This window comes from Kitasatospora sp. NPDC096204, assembly GCF_044763205.1.
In the GTDB taxonomy this organism is placed as follows: domain Bacteria; phylum Actinomycetota; class Actinomycetes; order Streptomycetales; family Streptomycetaceae; genus Kitasatospora.
This window is the reverse complement of sequence record NZ_JBIWFT010000027.1, coordinates 42,803-59,764: the sequence shown is the minus strand read 5'-3', so window position 1 is coordinate 59,764 and position 16,962 is coordinate 42,803. Positions and strand designations below refer to the sequence as shown.

Here is a 16,962-nt window from a genome sequence, read left to right as displayed (position 1 = left end):
CCGGTCCGGCCGCGTCCGGCGCACCACCGCCGCCGGGCACCGCCGGGCGGACCATCGGCGCCCCGGTCGACCCGATGGGGCCGCCCATGACCGCGAGCACCCGGCCCGGCCCCACGCCGCGCGCCCCCCGCACCACCGGCTCGCGCACCCCCGTCCCCGCTCCCGCGCCCACCACCCCGGGCGCGCCCTCGTACCACCGGCTGTCCGGACTCACCCCCATCCTGACGGTGCGCTGCGCCCGGCCCCGGCGCGGCGACGGCTGGCTGACCGCCGCCGACCTCGCCGTCCGCCCCGAGGCGGTGCGCGAGCTGATCGCCCACGACGCCCGGCAGGGCCTCGCCCGCTACGGGCGGCCGCTGCGCCCGGACGTCGCGGCCGGCTTCGGGCTGCACCGCTTCGTCTGGCCGGTCTCGCTGCTGTTCACTCTGCCGTGGTTCCTGGAGCGGCGCGTCCCGCTGCTCACGCCCGGGGACGTCGCACTGCGCCGGCACCCCGACGCGGTCGAACTGACCGTCCGCCCGGCGGAGTTCACCTGCCTGCCGGAGGATCCGGCGGCCGGCGCGGGCCAGGCCGGGGCGGTGCCGGACGAGTCGGCGCTGGCCGCCGCGCTGCGGTCCGCACTGGGCGCCTTCCTGACCCCGGTGCTCACCGCCTTCGGCCCGGAGGCGCGGCGCGGACCCCGGGTGCTGTGGGCGATGGCCACCGACGCGGTGGTGGAGGGGCTCTGCTACGCGGGCGGGCTGCTCGGGGAGCCGGAGCGGGCGCGCGCCGAACTGTCCGCGCTGCTGGCGCCCGGCGAGCCCCTCGACCCCGCGCACACGCCGGGCGCGGGTGACCGGCCCGCGCCCGCTCCGGCCCCCTTCACCCCGGGCGCCGGTTTCGCGTCCCCGGCACCCGGGGAGGGCGGCGCCCCGGGCCCGGAGCGGTCCCGGGCCAGCTGCTGCCTCGTCTACACCGCGGATCCGCAGGACATGTGTGCCGGCTGCCCTCGCGTCACGCGGCGTTGACGAAAACCTGTCCGATATCAGGTTCGAAAAGCCCGTCATTCCAGGAACAATCCGCCGCGCTTTCCTATGACAGTGTGATCGTCACCGGGTCAGAAATCCCTCTCCTCAGCGCATTGCCGGCGAATCCGCCGTTCCCCCGCCGGGCATCCGCCATGATGGTCCCCGCCATCACGGCACAGGAGCGCGACGCAGGAAAGCGAGGCCGGTTCCGGCGATGAAACTGTCCGACATACCGCTCGGGTGGGCGATCACCGTGGTCGTGGGGCTGCTGGTCAGCGCACTGCTGGTGGCCCTGTTCCGCAGCCGGGGATCCGCCTCGCCCACCACCGCCGGTCCTGATTCCTGGGAGCGCTCCGAGGACCGGCGCCGCCGCAAGGAATCCCTCTACGGCGGCGCCTCCTACACCCTGCTGTTCTGCTGTGCCGGTGTCGCGGCCGCCCTCTCCTTCCACGGACTGGTCGGCTTCGGCGCGCAGAACCTGGGTCTGTCGGGCGGCTGGGAGTACCTCGTCCCGTTCGGTCTGGACGGCGCCGCGATGTTCTGCTCGGTGCTCGCCGTCCGCGAGGCCAGCCACGGTGACGCCGCGCTCGGCTCCCGCCTGCTGGTCTGGGTGTTCGCGATCGCCTCGGCCTGGTTCAACTGGGTGCACGCCCCGCGCGGCGTGTCGCACGACGGTGCCCCGCAGTTCTTCTCCGGCATGTCGATCTCGGCGGCGATCCTCTTCGACCGGGCGCTGAAGCAGACCCGCAAGGCCGCGCTGCGCGAGCAGGGCCTGGTGCCGCGCCCGCTGCCGCAGATCCGCATCGTCCGCTGGCTGCGCGCCCCGCGCGAGACCTACGCGGCCTGGTCGCTGATGCTGCTGGAGAACGTCCGCAGCCTGGACGAGGCGGTGAACGAGGTGCGCGAGGACAGGCGGGAGCGGGCCGTCCAGAAGCAGCGCCGCAGGCTGGCCGGGCGCCGGGAACGGGCCGAGCTCCGGGCGATCAACCGCTCCCACAGCGCCTGGCGGCGCGGCGGCGGGCCGGGCCCGCGGCGGCTGGAGTCCGGCGCGGAGCCCCCGGCGGCCGCCGGGGCGGCCCGTCCCGACGTGGAACGGGTCTCCGCGGAGCGCGAGGTGGAGCCGGCCGGGGGCGCGGTCGTCCAGCCGGGCCCACCGGCCCGTCCGGAGCGGCGCACCATCGACCTCACCCTGGAGGACGACACCGTCCCGCTGCCCCGGCTGGAGGTGCTGGAGCGCAAGCTGAAGGACCTCGAGCAGCAGTTCGGCTGAGCCTCCCGGCACCGGGCCTGAGCCGACGGGGCCTCAGGCCGCCGCCGACGCCGTCCCGCTGAGCTCGAACCACATCCGTTTGCCGGAGCCGCGCGGCTCCACGCCCCAGGAGTCCGCGAGCGCCTCGACCAGCATCAGCCCGCGTCCGGAGGAGGCCTGCTCCCCGGGCGTGCGGCGGGTCGGCCAGAGGTCCGATTCGTCCTCCACCTCGACCCGCAGCCGGGCCCGGCCGCCGTCCGCCTCCGGCTCCCGGTAGAGCCGGGCGGTGAACATGGCGTCCCGATCGGTGTGCCGGATGGCGTTGGTGACCAGTTCGGAGGAGAGCAGCTCGGCGGTGTCGATGAACTCGGCGACGCCCCAGCGGCGCAGCGCGTCGCGCAGCTCGGCCCGGACCTCGGCGACCCGCGCAAGGTCGGCCTGGCCGATCCGGCGGCGCAGCTGCTGGGCGGCCAGGCCGCCGGCCGGGCCGTCCCAGCGCAGGAGCAGCAGCGCTATGTCGTCCTCGCGCTCGCTGGAGTCGGCGGCCTGGGAGGCGATCCGGTCGGCCAGCTCCTCCAGCGGGTCGTGGGCGGCCTCGGCGGCGTCCGGCAGCGGGCGGGCGAGCGTCCGGGTGAGCCGGGCGATGCCCTCGTCGAGGTCCATGCCGCGTGCCTCGACGAGGCCGTCGGTACAGAGCAGCACCGTCTCGCCCGGGTCCAGGCTGAACCGGGTGACGCGGTACTCCTGGTCCGGGTCGATGCCCAGCGGCAGCCCGCCGGCCACCGGCACCACGGCGGCGGTGCCGTCCGCGCGGCGCACCACCGGGTCGAGGTGCCCGGCCCGCACCGCGTAGACCACGCCGTAGTCCACGTTGACCTCGGCGTAGGTGCAGGTCGCGAAGTGGTCGGTGTCCAGGTCGGCGAGGAAGCGGGAGGCGCGGGCCATCACGGCGGCGGGCGGGTGGCCCTCGGCCGCGTAGGCGCGCAGCGCGATCCTCAGCTGGCCCATGATCCCGGCGGCGTGCACGTCGTGGCCCTGGACGTCGCCGATCACCAGGCCGACGTGCCCGCCGGGCAGCGGCACCACGTCGTACCAGTCGCCGCCGATCTGGAGGCCGGAGCCGGCCGCGAGGTAGCGCACGGCGGTGGTCACGCCCGGGATGGACGGGACGGTGCGCGGCAGCATCACCCGCTGGAGGCCGGCCGCGAGCTCGTGCTCGGCGTCGTGCAGCCGGGCCCGGGCCAGCGACTGGGCGACCAGCCCGCCCAGGGTGGACAGCAGGGTGCGCTCGTCGGCGTCCAGCTCGCGCTCGTCGTCGAAGCTGACCACGCAGACGCCGATAGCCCGGCCGCTGGCCACCAGCGGCAGGTACGCCCAGGAGCCCCGGCCGCCGCGGCTGGTCGGCTCCCACACCTCGGGGTAGCCCTCGCGGAACTCCTCGCGGGTCGAGACGAAGACCGGCGCCCGGTGTCGCAGCGCCTCGGCGGCCGGGTGGCCGGCCGGCAGCACGGTGCGGTCCCAGACCGCCAGCGTGTCGGCGCGGTAGCCGGAGGCGCCGAGGATCTGGGCCCGTCCGGCCTCGAAGGAGGCCAGCACGAGGCCGTCCGGCGGCAGTCCGGGCAGCGGCAGCTCGGTGAACACCCGGGCCACGTCACGCACGGTGACGGCTTCGGAGAGGGCGCGCGCCGCCTCCTTGATGAACCGGGAGCGCTCCTCGCGCAGCAGGGCCATCCGGTCGGCGTGGTCGCGCTTGTGCAGCTCGACGGTGGCGTCCCAGACGAAGCCGACCATCCGGGAGGCCCGGCCGAAGGCGTCGGCGAGCACCCGGCCGCGGAAGCGCACCGCGCGCATGCCGCCGTTCGCCCCGACGGTGCGGTAGTAGGCGCCGCACTGGCCCAGCTCGGCGACCGCGCGCTCGACCCGGCGGCGCACCACGGGCGCGTCCTCGGGGTGCAGCAGGGTCAGGAAGGAGGCGGCGGTGCGGTCGAAGCGGACCCGCTCCAGGGCGTCCAGGCCGACGATCGCGCAGGCCCGCTGGTCGCCCTCCAGGACGTCGCGGCGGATGTCCCAGTCGAAGGAGCCGATGCCGTTGGCGGCCATCGCGGGCTCCAGCCAGTCCGGCATGGTGTCGGCGGTGGAGGGCGGCAGCCCCCCGGAGAGCACGGGCGCCAGCCGGGCGGCGGCGAGGCTCGGGGACGGGCGCACCGCGGAGCCGCGGCGCGAGGGCTGGGCGGGCGGCCTGACCCGGCCGCTCCCGGGGGTGCGCGGTTCCGGGGCGCCGGGCTGCTCGGCGACGCGCGGTCCGCCGGCTCCCGGCTCCACGGCTCTCGGCTCTACCGTTCGCGGCTCGACGACGGGCGACGCTCCGGGAGGAAGCGCCGGCCCCGGCGACTCGGGCTCAGTGGGCATGCTGCTCCTGCCGCTGCCGTGGCGGACCGCGCCGACCGTCCGGACGGGCCGCGTGGCGGTGTGATGGGTCGTGCTGGATAGGACGGTGCGACGGACGGTGGCCAGTCGAGGTTCGGTCTCCCCGCTGCTTCCCGCACGTGGACACACATTCCCACCATCCTGGCCAATGTTCGGCCGAGCGGCAATGCCAACGGGCCGGAAACCTTCCGTTCCGCCTTCCGTTCAGGGCTTGCTTCGACAGCGAATCAATCGCCGACGAACAATCGTACGACCATACCGGCGATGGCGGCCCGGAACCGTAACGACGCAGGTCCCGGGCGTCGACGAGTGCGCGGCTCAGGGCGTGGCGAGTTCGAACCAGGTGACCTTGCCGTCGCCGCGCAGCTGCACGCCCCAGGAGTCCGCGAGCGCCTCCACCAGCTGCAGGCCGCGCCCCGAGGTCGCGTACTCGGCCTCCGGATCGCGGCGGCGCCCGGGAAGTCTGCTGGTGCCGTCCTGCACCTCGATGCGCAGCCGGTGGTCCGTGCCGAGCACCGCGTCGAACACCGCGCCCTTGCCGGTGTGCAGCAGCGCGTTGGTGACCAGCTCGGAGGAGAGCAGCTCGGCGGTGTCGGACAGCTCCGGCACCCCCCAGTGACTCAGCGCCGAACGCAGCCGGTGCCTGACCGCGCCCACCCCGACCAGGTCCGCCGGGTCGAGCGTGAGGTGCAACCGCCGGTGCAAGGCACAACCCGGAGCCGGTGTGCCCGGCAGGGTCGTCCCGGTGCCGGCGGCCGGCCCCTGGACCGGCCCGGACCGGTAGGCGTCGCCGGAACTCGTCCGCTGCCGCGGGAATCGCGACTGACCGTCCATCAACACATGCCCCCGCCCTGGAATCCGGGCCCCCCGCCTCCGGATCCCCCGCCGGCCGGGTGGCCCCCTCGTTCTGACCACTCATCCTCATGCCCAGTTGACGGCGTTTGCAACAGTGTGCGTCCGATCACGTGGGGTGAAAGGGGCACGGGGTGGTTCGCGTGATCCAACTGCCCGCGCCGGGCAGGTTTGCGAAGCGCAGAGGCCGTTTTCGAGGACGCCCCCGCCCGATCCCGCGCACACCCGGCGCCCGTACGGACCGCACGCCCGACCACGCGCCCCCTGCCCCGCTCCCGCCGCGCGCCGGGCCCGGGCGCCGGTCCGGAGCCCCGTCGGAGCCGTCGCCCCCGCTCCCCCACCGGCCCTCACCCCCATCCCCCGCCCGGCAGGCCGAACGCCCGCGGAGCGGCAACGCTGGACAGGGCGGCCCGGTCCGGGTTCAATGACCCGAGATGTTTGAACGACGTTCTAACATCGCCCCGGGCGGCCCCCGAGGCCCGAGCCGACGCCCCCTGCCTGCCCGAGGGGCCCGACGACCCGCGAGCGAGGAACCGTGCGACTGACCCCCACCGAACGGGACCGGCTGCTGATCTTCACAGCAGCCGAGCTGGCCCGCGCCCGCCGTGCCCGGGGCGTGCGCCTCAACATCCCCGAGGCCACCGCCCTGATCGCGGACACCGTCTGCGAGGCCGCCCGCGACGGCCGGCGCCTGGCCGAGGCCATCGAGGCCGGCCGCTCCGTGCTGACCGCCGCCGACGTGCTGCCCGGCGTGCCGGACGTGGTCACCGTCGTCCAGGTCGAGGCCGTGTTCGAGGACGGCACCCGCCTCGCCGTCGTCAACGACCCGTTCAAGGGCGCCGGCTCGCTCGGCGACGAGGCCCCCGGCAGCGCGCTGATCGGCGACGGCGCCGGCTACGACCCGGTCGAGGAGACGCTGCTGCTCCCCGTCCACAACACCTCCGGGGTGCCGATCTCGGTCACCTCGCACTTCCACTTCTTCGAGGCCAACCCGCGCCTGGCCTTCGACCGGGCCGCCGCCTACGGCACCCACCTGGCCGTCCCGGCCGGCTCCTCGGTGCGCTTCGACCCCGGCGCCACCGTCGAGGTCGGCCTGGTGCCGATCGGCGGCGAACGGGTCGCGATCGGCTTCGCCGGACTCGTGGACGGCCCGCTGGACGCGCCCGGCGCCAAGGAGGCCGCCCTGGCGAAGGCCCGCGCGACCGGCTACCTGACCGGCTTCGACGACCCGGAGGTGGGGGAATGACCTCGATCACCCCGCACGACTACATCGCCGTCCACGGCCCGCGCGCCGGGGACCGCGTCCGGCTCGGCGACAGCGGACTGATCGTCCGCGTGGAGTCCGACTCCCAGGCGCCCGGCGACGAGTTCCTGGCCGGCTTCGGCAAGACCGCCCGCGACGGCCTGCACCTCAAGCCCGCCGCCGTCCGGGACACCTGCGACGTGGTGATCAGCAACGTGCTGGTGATCGACGCGGCCCAGGGCATCCGCAAGACCTCGATCGGCCTGATCGGCGGCCGGATCGCCTCGATCGGGCGGGCCGGCAACCCGGACACCCTCGACGGCGTGGACGTGGTCGTCGGCACCGGCACCACCATCGTCTCCGGCGAGGGCCTGATCGCCACCGCCGGCGCCATCGACACCCACGTCCACCTGCTCTCGCCGCGGATCATGGAGGCCTCGCTGGCCTCCGGCGTCACCACGATCATCGGCCAGGAGTTCGGCCCGGTCTGGGGCGTCGGCGTCAACTCCCCCTGGGCACTGCGCCACGCCTTCAACGCCTTCGACGCCTGGCCCGTCAACATCGGCTTCCTGGGCCGCGGTTCGTCCTCCGACGAGGCCCCGCTGATCGAGGCGCTGGCCGAGGGCGGCGCGTCCGGCTTCAAGGTGCACGAGGACATGGGCGCCCACACCCGCGCCCTGGACACCGCGCTGCGGGTCGCCGAGGAGTACGACGTCCAGGTCGCCCTGCACACCGACGGCCTGAACGAGTGCCTCTCCGTCGAGGACACCCTGAAGGTCCTCGACGGCCGGACCATCCACGCCTTCCACATCGAGGGCTGCGGCGGCGGGCACGTCCCCAACGTGCTGAAGATGGCGGGCGTGCCGAACGTCATCGGCTCCTCCACCAACCCGACGCTGCCGTTCGGCCGGGACGCCCTCGGCGAGCACTACGACATGATCGTCTCCGCCCACGACCTCAAGCCCGACCTGCCCGGCGACGCCGCGATGGCCCGCGACCGCATCCGGGCCGGCACGATGGGCGCCGAGGACGTGCTGCACGACCTCGGGGTCATCGGCATCACCTCCTCCGACGCCCAGGGCATGGGCCGGGCCGGCGAGACGGTGCGCCGCACCTTCGCCATGGCCGGGAAGATGAAGGCCGAACTCGGCCCGCTCGACGGCACCGGCTCGTACGGGACGACGGAGGGCGGCGACGACAACGAGCGCGTGCTGCGCTACATCGCCAAGCTCACCATCAACCCGGCCATCGCCCACGGCCTCTCCCACGAGGTCGGCTCGATCGAGGTCGGCAAGCTCGCCGACATCGTGCTGTGGCGCCCGGACCACTTCGGCGCCAAGCCGCAGCTGGTCCTCAAGGCCGGCTTCCCCGCGTACGGCGTGGTCGGCGACCCCAACACCTCCACCGACCGCTGCGAACCCCTCGTCCTGGGGCCGCAGTTCGGCGCCCACGGCGCTACCGCCGCGGACATCTCGGTGGCCTTCGTCGCCCAGGCCGCCGCCGACGGGGCCTACCTCGACCAGGCCGCCGACGGGCTGCCCACCCGCCGCCGCCGGGTCGGCGTGCGCAACACCCGCGGCATCGGGCCGCGCGACATGGTGCGCAACGCCCGTATCGGCCGGGTCGAGGTCACCGAGACCGGGCTGGTCTCGCTGGACGGCTCGCCGCTGCGCTCCGAACCCGCGGACAGCGTCTCGCTCAGCCGCCTCTACTTCCTCTGACTCCCCGAAGACCCGGCCAAGGCCCAGGATTCCCTTAGGACTTGATGATGACCACCCCCACGCCCGCCTCGCTCGGCTACCGGATGCCCGCCGAGTGGCACCCGCACGAGCGCACCTGGATGGCCTTCCCCACCGCCAACCCCACGTTCGACGGCCCCGAGCAGCTGCACGCCGCCCGCCAGGCCTGGGCCGCCGTCGCCGACACCATCGTCGGGTACGAGCCGGTCACGCTGATCGTCAACACCGGCGAGACGGAGGAGGCGCGCAAGTACGTCTCCGAGCGGGTCGAGATCGTCGAGCGCCCGCTGAACGACGCGTGGATGCGCGACATCGGCCCATCCTTCCTGATCGACGGCAAGGGCTCGCTGGCCGCCGCCGACTGGATCTTCAACGGCTGGGGCGCGCAGTCCTGGGCCCGCTGGGACAAGGACCAGCACATCGCCGAGCACATCAGCGAACTGACGGAGGTTCAGCGCTTCGCCTCCCGGCTGATCAACGAGGGCGGCGGCATCCACGTCGACGGTGAGGGCACGGTGCTGGTCACCGAGACCGTCCAGCTCGGCGAGGGCCGCAACGCGGACTGGACCAAGGAGGAGGTCGAGGCCGAGCTGCACGCCTTCCTCGGCACCACCAAGGCGATCTGGCTGCCGCGCGGACTCACCCGCGACTACGACGAGTTCGGCACCCGCGGGCACATCGACATCGTCGCCTCCTTCGTGCGCCCGGGCGTCGTCGTCGCCCACGTCCAGCCCGACCCCTCGCACCCGGACCACGAGGTCTGCCGCGAGCTGGTCGCCGTCCTGCGCGCCTCCACCGACGCCCAGGGCCGGCCGCTGGAGGTCATCGAACTGCCCGCCCCCACCGTCCTGTTGGACGAGGACGGCGAGCCGGTCGACTACTCGTACATCAACCACTACGTGGCCAACGGCGCGGTCGTCCTGTGCGCCTTCGACGACCCGCGCGACCAGGAGGCCGCCGCGATCCTCGCCGAGGCCTACCCGGGCCGCACCGTCGAACTCGTGGACGCCCGCGAGATCTTCGCCAACGGCGGCGGCATCCACTGCATCACCCAGCAGCAGCCGAAGGCGCTCTGACGCCCCACCCGGGCGGGCGCCCCGCGCGCCCGCCCGGGTAGCCTTCCGAGCGCCGTTCCACCGAGGAGACCCGCACATGGCCGACCCCCGCCCGCGCCGGCCGGCCCGCCCCCGCGAGGAGGTCTTCGCCACCGCCCGGGCCGCGATCGCCGAACACGGGCTCGCCAAGCTCACCATGGCCGGGCTCGGCAAACAGCTCCAGATGAGCGCCGGACACCTGCTCTACTACTTCGGCAGCAAGGACCAGCTGCTGCTGGAGACCCTCCGCTGGAGCGAGGACCAGCTCGGCGCCCGCCGCCGCGAGGCCCTCGCCGACCACGCCCTCGACCCCTGGCAGCGCCTCGACGCCTACCTGCGCCTGTACCTGCCGGAGGGCCCGGGCGACCCGCGCTGGATCCTCTGGGTCGAGGTGTGGGGCCGCTCCCCCGCGAGCGCCGAGATCCGCCGGGGCCAGCAGGAGATCGAGGCCCCCTGGCAGGCCGACCTGGTCGCCCTCATCGAGGAGGGCGCCGCCGCCGGCCACTTCACCCCGGGGCCCGCCGCCGACCGCGCGGTGCAGATCCGCGCCCTGCTCGACGGCCTCGCCGTCCCCGTCGCCATCGGCCTCCCGGACGCCCACCGCCCCGCCGCCCTCACCCAGGCCACCGCCGTCACCGGCATCCTGCTGCGCGTCTGACGCGCCCCGGGCCTGGCTGCTCCGGGCCTGGCCGGTGTGGTCCCGGCTGTTCCTGGCCTGGCCGGTGTGGTGTCACTCGGTCCAGATGGCGGCGGCCGTGCGGTCGTCGGCGTAGCCCTTGGCACGGACCTGCACCTGGCGGAGGAAGTCGACGGTGCCCGGGGGGTGGGGGTGGGTCCAGTGGGTGGAGAGGAAGTGGGCGACGGCCGGCTCGTCGGCGACGGGGCGGGCGAGACCCGGAGTGCAGAGGAGCAGGATGTCGCCCGGCGTCGCGGGGACGAGCCGGAAGCGGAACGGGCGCGGGCCGGGCACCGGGGCCTCCGGCACCGGCGGCTGACCGTCCGGGTGGTGCAGCAGGCGGGCCGCGTACGCGTCGATCCAGTGGCCGGAGCGCAGCAGGTAGAGCCCGCCCGGGCCGACGCCGAAGGCCGCGCGGTAGCCGGCCTCCGGGTCCAGTGACACCAGCAGGCAGTGCAGCGAGGCCGGGGACGGGGTCTCCTCAGGCCGCGGCGCCAGGGCGCGCAGCGGGGCGGCCGCGCCGGTGGCCAGCCGCTGGAGGCCGTAGCGGAGCCGGTCGCGGGCGCCGTCACGCAGGTCGGCGGCCAGACCGGCCCGGCTGCGCCCGATCGCGGCGGCGAGCTGGTCGCACGCCTCGCCGGTGGCGGCCGCGACCGCCTCCGGGGCGGGCGCCTCGCCCTCCGCGCCGCCGCCCGTACGGTCGAAACCGCCGAGGACGGCGAGCAGCAGGCCGTCGGGGCCCTCACCGAAGCGGGTGACCAGCAGGGCGTCGCGGCGCGGCTCGCCCCGGTAGCGCGCGGAGTCGCCCCGGACGGAGGCGGCGCGCAGCACGGTGGAGCCGTACTGGGCGCCGTCCAGCACGGTGTCCGGTACGAGGGCGTGCAGGGCGCCCGGGTCCGCCTCGGGTACGGCGGTCGGCTCTGGTCCGTACGTCGGGGGGCGTTCGCCGACGTGCGGGACGGCGGCGCCGCCGTCGGCGAGCGGCGCTCGGACGGCCAGACGGGGATCGAGGACGGCCTGGACCGCGGGCTCGGGGTCGGGCTCGGGGGTGTGGACGGGTTCGGGCTCGGGGGTGGGGGCGGGCTCGGGGGTGGGGGCGGGGGCCTCGGGTTCTGGTTCGGGTTCCGGCTCGGGTTCAGGTGCCGGTTCCGGGACGGGCTCGGGTTCCGGCTCGGGTTCGGGAGCAGGTTCCGGTTCGGGGACGGGTTCCGGGTCCGGGACGGGCTCGGGTTCCGGCTCGGGAGTGGGCGGCGGGGTGGGCTTCTCCGGCGAGACCGGGTCCGGGACGGGTACGGCCGTGGGCTCCGGGGCGGGTTCGGCTGCCGATGCCGGCTCAGGGACGGGCGCGGGCTCGGGCGCCGGCTCGGGCTCGGGCTCGGGTTCCGGTGCGGACACGGCCCTCGGTGTGTCGTCGGCGAAGGCGGGGGCCGGGAACCGGTGGGTCTCCGTGGAGGTCCGCTGACGCCCGATCCCCACCGATCCGCCGCCGATCACGCCGACCGCGGTGTCGAACCAGTCGTCGATGCTGTCCCGGGTGTCCGGGCCCGCCGGGGCGTCGGGGTCCGCAGGAGGCTCCGCCGCAGCCTCGGCAACCGACGCCGACGCCGGCTCCGGCTCCGGCTCCGCCGACCGCTGCTGCCCGATGAGCCCGACCGCCGTGTCGAACCAGTCGTCCACGCTGCCGTCCCCGGGGTCGGCGTGCGGGGTGTCCGGAAGGGTGCCCGCCGGACCGTCGTAGACGGCGTCCCACCAGCCGTCGTCCGGCCGGTGCGGCTCCGCGGGTGCACCCTGCTTGCTCATCTGGCGGCTCCTGGTCGTTCCGTGGTCGCGCCGCCCCGGCGGGCCGGGCTGACGACATTGTTCTCCACCCACGAGGACCCTGTCCGGGTTTCGGCGACAACCGGTCACCCACCGGAAAGTCCCGGCCACCGCGCTCACCAGCCGGTTCGCCGGACCGCACCGGGTGCGTCACCGGTTCGTCCGCTTCCGTTCCGTCCGTGCTTGCCGGATGTGTCCGGAGCAGGGCGTTTCCTGGTCATCCGGGCGCGCGGGCCGCCGAAAATGGGGGCCGATGGGGGGCATCGCATCACTCGTTCGGCTGATTAAATGTGCGCATGACCGCGTCGGCCCCCAGTTCGCCCCGACCGGGGAGGGCCGCATCCGCGGGCCGCCCGGCGGGTGGGCTGTTGGTCCTGCTGCTCGTCACCCTGCTGACGCTGCTGCCCTGCGCGGGCCAGTCGAAGGCGGCGGACGGCTCCGGCCATCCGACGCCGCCCCGGGCCCCGGTCAGCGCCGTCACCGTGGTCAGCGTGGTCAGCGTCCAGGTCGCCACCGGGCAGACCTCCTACACCGGCCGCGCCGCGAAGGTCACCAAGTCCGCGAAGTCCTCGGACCACCACCGGACGGCCGAGGAGCAGGGGCACTGGATCCTCTGCACCGCCGGCGGCGAGCCGCCGCGCAACAACGGCTGCTCCAGCCACCCGTTCTGCCCGCAGGACGCCCAGCTGCCGAACCCGCCGCCGCAGCCGCAGCCCGCCGTGTCACCGCTGACCCCGGCCGCGCCCGAGGCGCCGCCCCGGGTGGCGCCCGCCGGTCTGCTGGACGGCGCGCACCCGGTTCCCGACCTGCACGAACTCCAGGTCCAACGGTCCTGAGTGGAACCCGCCGCCGGCGCGCCGCCGGCGGATCCGCCCTTCCACTCACTCCAGCTGACCGCCGCCACCGACCGGTGCGGCGGGGACAAGGACGACCACCATGGGTTCCGCCTCCAAGCAGTCCAACAAGCCCGGCGGCAAGCAGGACGGCCTCGACCGCCGCGCCCGGATCGCCGAGCTGCGCGCCGCCGAGCAGCGCCGCGACCGCCGCAACAAGATCGTCGCCTCGGTGGCGGCCGGTGTGCTGGTGGTCGGTGCGATCGCCACCGGCACCTGGATCGTCATGGACCAGAACCAGAAGAAGAAGGACAAGGAGGTCGCCGCCAACGCGGACATCCCGGGCGTGAAGACCTTCGGCGACCTGAGCCGCACCCACGTCAAGGACAAGGTCACCTACCCGATGACCCCGCCGGTCGGCGGCGACCACAACGCGATCTGGGCCGACTGCATGGCCCACGTCTACGACCAGCCGCTCGAGAACGAGCGCGCCGTCCACTCGCTGGAGCACGGCGCGGTCTGGGTGACGTACAACGGCAAGGCCACCCCGGACGACCTCAAGATCCTCTCCGACAAGGTCAAGAAGACCCCGTACTCGATGATGAGCCCGTACCCGGACGAGCAGGGCACCATCACCCTGAACGCCTGGAGCACCCAGCTGATCGTGGACAGCGCCACCGACCCGCGGGTGGAGGAGTTCTTCACCAAGTACGTCCAGGGCAAGCAGACCCAGGAGCCGGGCGCCTCCTGCACCATGGGGCAGATGTGACCGCCGCCGACGCGGGCCGCCCCGACGCGTCCGCCCCGGCGGCGACGGACGCCGTCGAGGAGGGCGGGGCCCCGCGCCGCCGCCGCATGTGGTGGCCGGCCGCGCTGGCCGCCGCCGTGGCGCTGGCACTCGGGGTGCCGGCCCTGGTGGCGAGCGGGACCTCCGCGTCCGGCTCGTCCACGCTGTCCGTCCCCGCGGACGACTCCCCGGAGGCCGGGTTCGCCCGCGACATGGCGACCCACCACCAGCAGGCGGTGGACCTGTCGTTCGTCGTCCGGGACCGGACCGCCGACGAGCCGACCCGCACCCTGGCCTTCGACATCATCAACACCCAGGCCAACCAGCGCGGGATGATGATGGGCTGGCTGGACCAGTGGGGGCTGTCCCAGCACTCGACCGCCACGCCGATGGCGTGGATGAAGATGGGCCACGACTACCAGGCCCACGACGGTTCGCTGATGCCCGGCATGGCCACCAACACCCAGATCGCGAAGCTGCGCACGCTCAGCGGGCGGGACGCCGAGGTGTTCTACCTCCAGCTGATGATCGAGCACCACAAGGGCGGCGTCGAGATGGCCCAGGGCTACGTCGACAAGGCCCGGAACGACTCCGAGAAGCGGCTCGCGCAGACGATGGTGGTCGCCCAGACCTCCGAGCTCCAGCTGATGACCGACATGCTCAAGGAGCGCGGCGCCGAACCCGGCGTGCCCGCCTCCTGAGCGGTCGTCCGCGGGCGCGCGCTCCGCGTGTTCCGCGCATGTCGTGTGTTTCGCGAGCTCCACGTGTGCCGCGATTGCCGCGTGTGCCGTGCATGCCGCCTGTGCCGTTTGTGCGGCGCGTACGGCGTGTTCCGCGCGTTTCCCGGACGGCCGGGGCGCCGGCGGGGACGGTCCCGTACCGTCCCCGCCGCGCTCCGGCCGTCCGCCGTCCTCCCCCACACCCCCCGGAGACCCTCCGCATGACCCCCGACGCCCCCTGGCTGATCGCCGGACTGGGCAACCCCGGCCCGTGGTTCCGGCTCACCCGGCACAACGCGGGCTTCCTCGCCGTGGACCGCCTGGCCGAGCGCCACGGCGCCCGGTTCCGCCGCCGCGGCATCGCCACCCGGGTGGCCGAGATCGACGTCGACGGCCGCCGGGTGCTGCTGGCCAAGCCGCTGTGGTCCATCAACCTGTCCGGACGCCCGGTGGCCGCACTGCTGCGCCGCCACGGCGTCCCGGTCGAGCGGCTCGTGGTGGTGCAGGACGACCTGGACTTCCCGTTCGGCTCCGCCCGGCTCAAGCGCGCCGGCGGACCCGGCGGCCACAACGGCGTGCGCTCGGTCGGCGAGGTGCTCGGCACCCGGGACTTCGTCCGCCTGCGGTTCGGCATCGGCCGTCCGCCGAAGGGTCAGAGCGTCGGGGACTTCGTGCTGAAGAAGTTCTCGGATGAGGAACTGGCCGCCATGCCAGGCGAGTTGGACCGCTGCGCGGACGCCCTGGAGACCCTGGTGCGGCGCGGCCTGAACCGGGCCCAGGACATCCTGAACGCCCGTACGGACGCCTAGGGTCCGGTTCTGCCGGCCCGTCCCAGGGCGCCCCGGCGCGGTTCGCGGGGCTCGGTTCACTGAGCGTGGTTTCGCGGGACTCGGTTCGCTGGGCGCGGTTCGCGGGGCTCAGGAGCGAGCGGGCCGGGCGGGCCGGGCGGGCCGGGTGAGCAGCGCGGCGGCGGCCGCGACGGCGGCGAGGACGAAGAGCACCGTCCGCCCACCGGACTCGGCGCCCGCCAGGTGGACACCGAGCACGGAGAGCGCCATGCCGAGCGCCGTACCGAGGCTGCGGGCCATGTTCACCATGCCGCCGCCGACCGCCGAGCACTGCGCCGGGATCGCCCGCATCACCAGGGCGTTGTTGGCGGGCAGCAGCAGGCCCAGCCCGTAGCCGGCGGCCGACAGCGGGAGCGCCGACACGTCCGAGGCCGGCAGCAGGGCGAACAGCAGCAGTCCGCCGGCCGCGAGCAGCGCACCGGCGCGACACCTGGTCACGTCCGACCAGCCCCTGGGCAGCAGCCCGCCGCCGACCGTCGCGGCGAACGCGAACGCGGCGGGCAGCAGGGTGACCACCAGGCCCGCGTGGGCCGTCGAAACCCCCGCGCCGGTGAGCAGCACCGGGCCCAGCACCAGCGGGCAGAACAGCAGCAGGTAGCCGACCAGCGCCACCACCAGGCCGGAGCGCACGCCCGGGGTGTTGACCAGTCCGGGCGCCAGGATCGGCCGGGCGGCCCGGCGCTCCTGACGCACCAGGGCCAGGGCCAGCACGGCGGAGGCGAGCAGCAGGGCGCCCACCGCCCAGCCGGGCAGGGGCAGGCCGGAGGCGGTGGACAGCGCGAGCAGCAGCGAGGTGGTCGCCCCGGTGAGCAGCAGCATGCCGGGCAGGTCGAAGCGGGCGGCGGGCTCGCGGGGTTCGCGGTGCGCGGTCCGGCGTGGGCCCGGCACGACGGTGGGGGCGCCGGTGGGGAGGTGGGCCGGGGCGTCGGCCGTCCGGGTGCGGGGCAGCAGGTACCAACCCGCCAGGATGCCGAACACCGCGATCGGCACGTTGACCCAGAACACCCAGCGCCACGAGGCGTGTTCGACCAGCAGCCCACCGAGGCTGGGCCCGAGCGCCAGGCCGAGGCCCTGGGCGGAGGCCTGGATGCCGAGCGCGCGTCGCATCGCGTGCCCGGGGACGCCGCGCGCGACCAGGGCGACGCTGTTGGCCTGCATCATCGCGGCGCCGACCGCCTGGACGGCTCGGCAGCCGACCAGCACCCAGAGGCTGCCGGCGAATCCGGCGCCGAGGGAGGAGAGGCCGAAGACCGCGAAGCCGCCGATGTACATCGTCTTGCGGCCGACCCGGTCGGACAGCCAGCCGATCGGGGCCAGCAGGGCGACCAGGACCAGCAGGTAGGCGAGGGCGACCCACTCGACGGCGGCGAAGCCCGCGTCGAAGTGGCGGCCGAGCGCGGGGAAGACCAGGGCGATGACGCTGGCGTCGAGCTGGCCGAGGAAGGCGCCGAGACAGACCGTGCCGACGGCGAGCCAGTGGGCGTGGCGCCAGCCGGCTATGCCACGCGGCCGGGGCCGCTCGGTGAGCAGCCGCGAGGCAAGGGTGGCGGCGTTCATGGCACGAATATATCGGATACAGATATGTTCGTGCTACGAGCGGATCGCTCTGCGACAGGATGCGTCCCACGGTGCGGACAGTGCCGGACGGCACCCGGAGGACACCTGCCGCG

At 74.8% G+C, this 16,962-nt stretch carries 14 protein-coding genes; 10 read left to right on the top strand and 4 right to left on the bottom strand.

Translation table 11 applies throughout. From position 1 onward, the window contains the following. Positions 1-86: 86 nt before the first annotated feature. Positions 87-1,007, top strand: a complete 921-nt coding sequence (locus ACIQ87_RS26690; RefSeq protein WP_402410926.1) for a (2Fe-2S)-binding protein — start codon at positions 87-89, stop codon at positions 1,005-1,007. Positions 1,008-1,221: 214 nt separating this feature from the next. Continuing rightward, positions 1,222-2,277 (top strand): DUF2637 domain-containing protein, encoded by a 1,056-nt coding sequence (locus ACIQ87_RS26685; protein WP_402410923.1) that lies wholly within the window; start codon positions 1,222-1,224, stop codon positions 2,275-2,277. Between the two features lie 33 nt (positions 2,278-2,310). Here the strand turns inward: ACIQ87_RS26685 and ACIQ87_RS26680 are convergent, their stop codons facing one another. Both ACIQ87_RS26680 and ACIQ87_RS26675 read right to left on the bottom strand, forming a co-directional pair. After that, positions 2,311-4,578, bottom strand: a complete 2,268-nt coding sequence (locus ACIQ87_RS26680) for a SpoIIE family protein phosphatase (RefSeq protein WP_402410921.1) — start codon at positions 4,576-4,578, stop codon at positions 2,311-2,313. Between the two features lie 423 nt (positions 4,579-5,001). Continuing rightward, positions 5,002-5,376 (bottom strand): ATP-binding protein, encoded by a 375-nt coding sequence (locus tag ACIQ87_RS26675; protein ID WP_392869044.1) that lies wholly within the window; start codon positions 5,374-5,376, stop codon positions 5,002-5,004. A 694-nt stretch (positions 5,377-6,070) separates the two neighbouring features. On the opposite strand from ACIQ87_RS26675, the gene ureA reads away from it, so the two are divergent. The 4 genes from ureA to ACIQ87_RS26655 all read left to right on the top strand — a co-directional run bounded on the left by ureA (position 6,071) and on the right by ACIQ87_RS26655 (position 10,269). Then, a complete protein-coding gene (gene ureA, locus ACIQ87_RS26670; RefSeq protein ID WP_402410917.1) occupies positions 6,071-6,781 on the top strand; it encodes an urease subunit gamma in 711 nt (236 codons plus the stop codon). Continuing rightward, entirely contained in the window at positions 6,778-8,499 is a 1,722-nt protein-coding gene (locus tag ACIQ87_RS26665) for an urease subunit alpha (RefSeq protein ID WP_402410914.1), read from the top strand. Before ureA ends, ACIQ87_RS26665 begins: the two co-directional genes overlap by 4 nt. A gap of 44 nt (positions 8,500-8,543) precedes the next feature. Continuing rightward, positions 8,544-9,593, top strand: a complete 1,050-nt coding sequence (locus ACIQ87_RS26660) for an agmatine/peptidylarginine deiminase (RefSeq protein WP_402410911.1) — start codon at positions 8,544-8,546, stop codon at positions 9,591-9,593. A gap of 76 nt (positions 9,594-9,669) precedes the next feature. Further along, positions 9,670-10,269: a TetR/AcrR family transcriptional regulator gene (locus tag ACIQ87_RS26655; protein WP_402410908.1), complete on the top strand. Its 600-nt coding sequence runs from the start codon at positions 9,670-9,672 to the stop codon at positions 10,267-10,269. Positions 10,270-10,341: 72 nt separating this feature from the next. Here the strand turns inward: ACIQ87_RS26655 and ACIQ87_RS26650 are convergent, their stop codons facing one another. Next, entirely contained in the window at positions 10,342-12,087 is a 1,746-nt protein-coding gene (locus ACIQ87_RS26650; RefSeq protein ID WP_402410906.1) for a protein phosphatase 2C domain-containing protein, read from the bottom strand. A gap of 386 nt (positions 12,088-12,473) precedes the next feature. Between ACIQ87_RS26650 and ACIQ87_RS26645 the strand changes: the two genes are divergently transcribed. The 4 genes from ACIQ87_RS26645 (at position 12,474) to pth (ending at position 15,253) form a co-directional block, all read left to right on the top strand. Next, positions 12,474-12,941 (top strand): hypothetical protein, encoded by a 468-nt coding sequence (locus ACIQ87_RS26645; RefSeq protein WP_402410903.1) that lies wholly within the window; start codon positions 12,474-12,476, stop codon positions 12,939-12,941. Positions 12,942-13,041: 100 nt separating this feature from the next. Next, positions 13,042-13,707 carry a DUF3105 domain-containing protein gene (locus tag ACIQ87_RS26640; protein ID WP_392869058.1) on the top strand — a complete coding sequence of 222 codons (666 nt, stop codon included), beginning with the start codon at positions 13,042-13,044 and terminating at the stop codon, positions 13,705-13,707. An 86-nt stretch (positions 13,708-13,793) separates the two neighbouring features. Next, positions 13,794-14,426, top strand: coding sequence for a DUF305 domain-containing protein (locus tag ACIQ87_RS26635; protein WP_402411106.1), 633 nt, complete (start codon positions 13,794-13,796; stop codon positions 14,424-14,426). A 239-nt stretch (positions 14,427-14,665) separates the two neighbouring features. Continuing rightward, on the top strand, positions 14,666-15,253 hold the full coding sequence (pth, locus tag ACIQ87_RS26630) for an aminoacyl-tRNA hydrolase (protein WP_402410899.1): 588 nt from the start codon (positions 14,666-14,668) through the stop codon (positions 15,251-15,253). A gap of 108 nt (positions 15,254-15,361) precedes the next feature. Here pth and ACIQ87_RS26625 read toward each other — a convergent pair whose 3' ends face one another. Continuing rightward, the gene (locus tag ACIQ87_RS26625) at positions 15,362-16,849 is read right to left on the bottom strand and encodes an MFS transporter (protein ID WP_402410897.1); all 1,488 of its coding nucleotides are present in this window, start codon (positions 16,847-16,849) and stop codon (positions 15,362-15,364) included. Between the last annotated feature and the right edge of the window lie 113 nt (positions 16,850-16,962).

Bases quoted from the DNA above. Each gene is read 5' to 3' on its own strand.
- ACIQ87_RS26690 (WP_402410926.1), top strand. From the start codon at position 87: ATGACCGCGAGCACCCGGCCCGGCCCCACGCCGCGCGCCCCCCGCACC.
- ACIQ87_RS26685 (WP_402410923.1), top strand. From the start codon at position 1,222: ATGAAACTGTCCGACATACCGCTCGGGTGGGCGATCACCGTGGTCGTG.
- ACIQ87_RS26665 (WP_402410914.1), top strand. From the start codon at position 6,778: ATGACCTCGATCACCCCGCACGACTACATCGCCGTCCACGGCCCGCGC.
- ACIQ87_RS26660 (WP_402410911.1), top strand. From the start codon at position 8,544: ATGATGACCACCCCCACGCCCGCCTCGCTCGGCTACCGGATGCCCGCC.
- ACIQ87_RS26655 (WP_402410908.1), top strand. From the start codon at position 9,670: ATGGCCGACCCCCGCCCGCGCCGGCCGGCCCGCCCCCGCGAGGAGGTC.
- ACIQ87_RS26650 (WP_402410906.1), bottom strand. From the start codon at position 12,087: ATGAGCAAGCAGGGTGCACCCGCGGAGCCGCACCGGCCGGACGACGGC.
- ACIQ87_RS26640 (WP_392869058.1), top strand. From the start codon at position 13,042: ATGGGTTCCGCCTCCAAGCAGTCCAACAAGCCCGGCGGCAAGCAGGAC.
- ACIQ87_RS26635 (WP_402411106.1), top strand. From the start codon at position 13,794: ATGTGGTGGCCGGCCGCGCTGGCCGCCGCCGTGGCGCTGGCACTCGGG.
- pth (WP_402410899.1), top strand. From the start codon at position 14,666: ATGACCCCCGACGCCCCCTGGCTGATCGCCGGACTGGGCAACCCCGGC.
- ACIQ87_RS26625 (WP_402410897.1), bottom strand. From the start codon at position 16,849: ATGAACGCCGCCACCCTTGCCTCGCGGCTGCTCACCGAGCGGCCCCGG.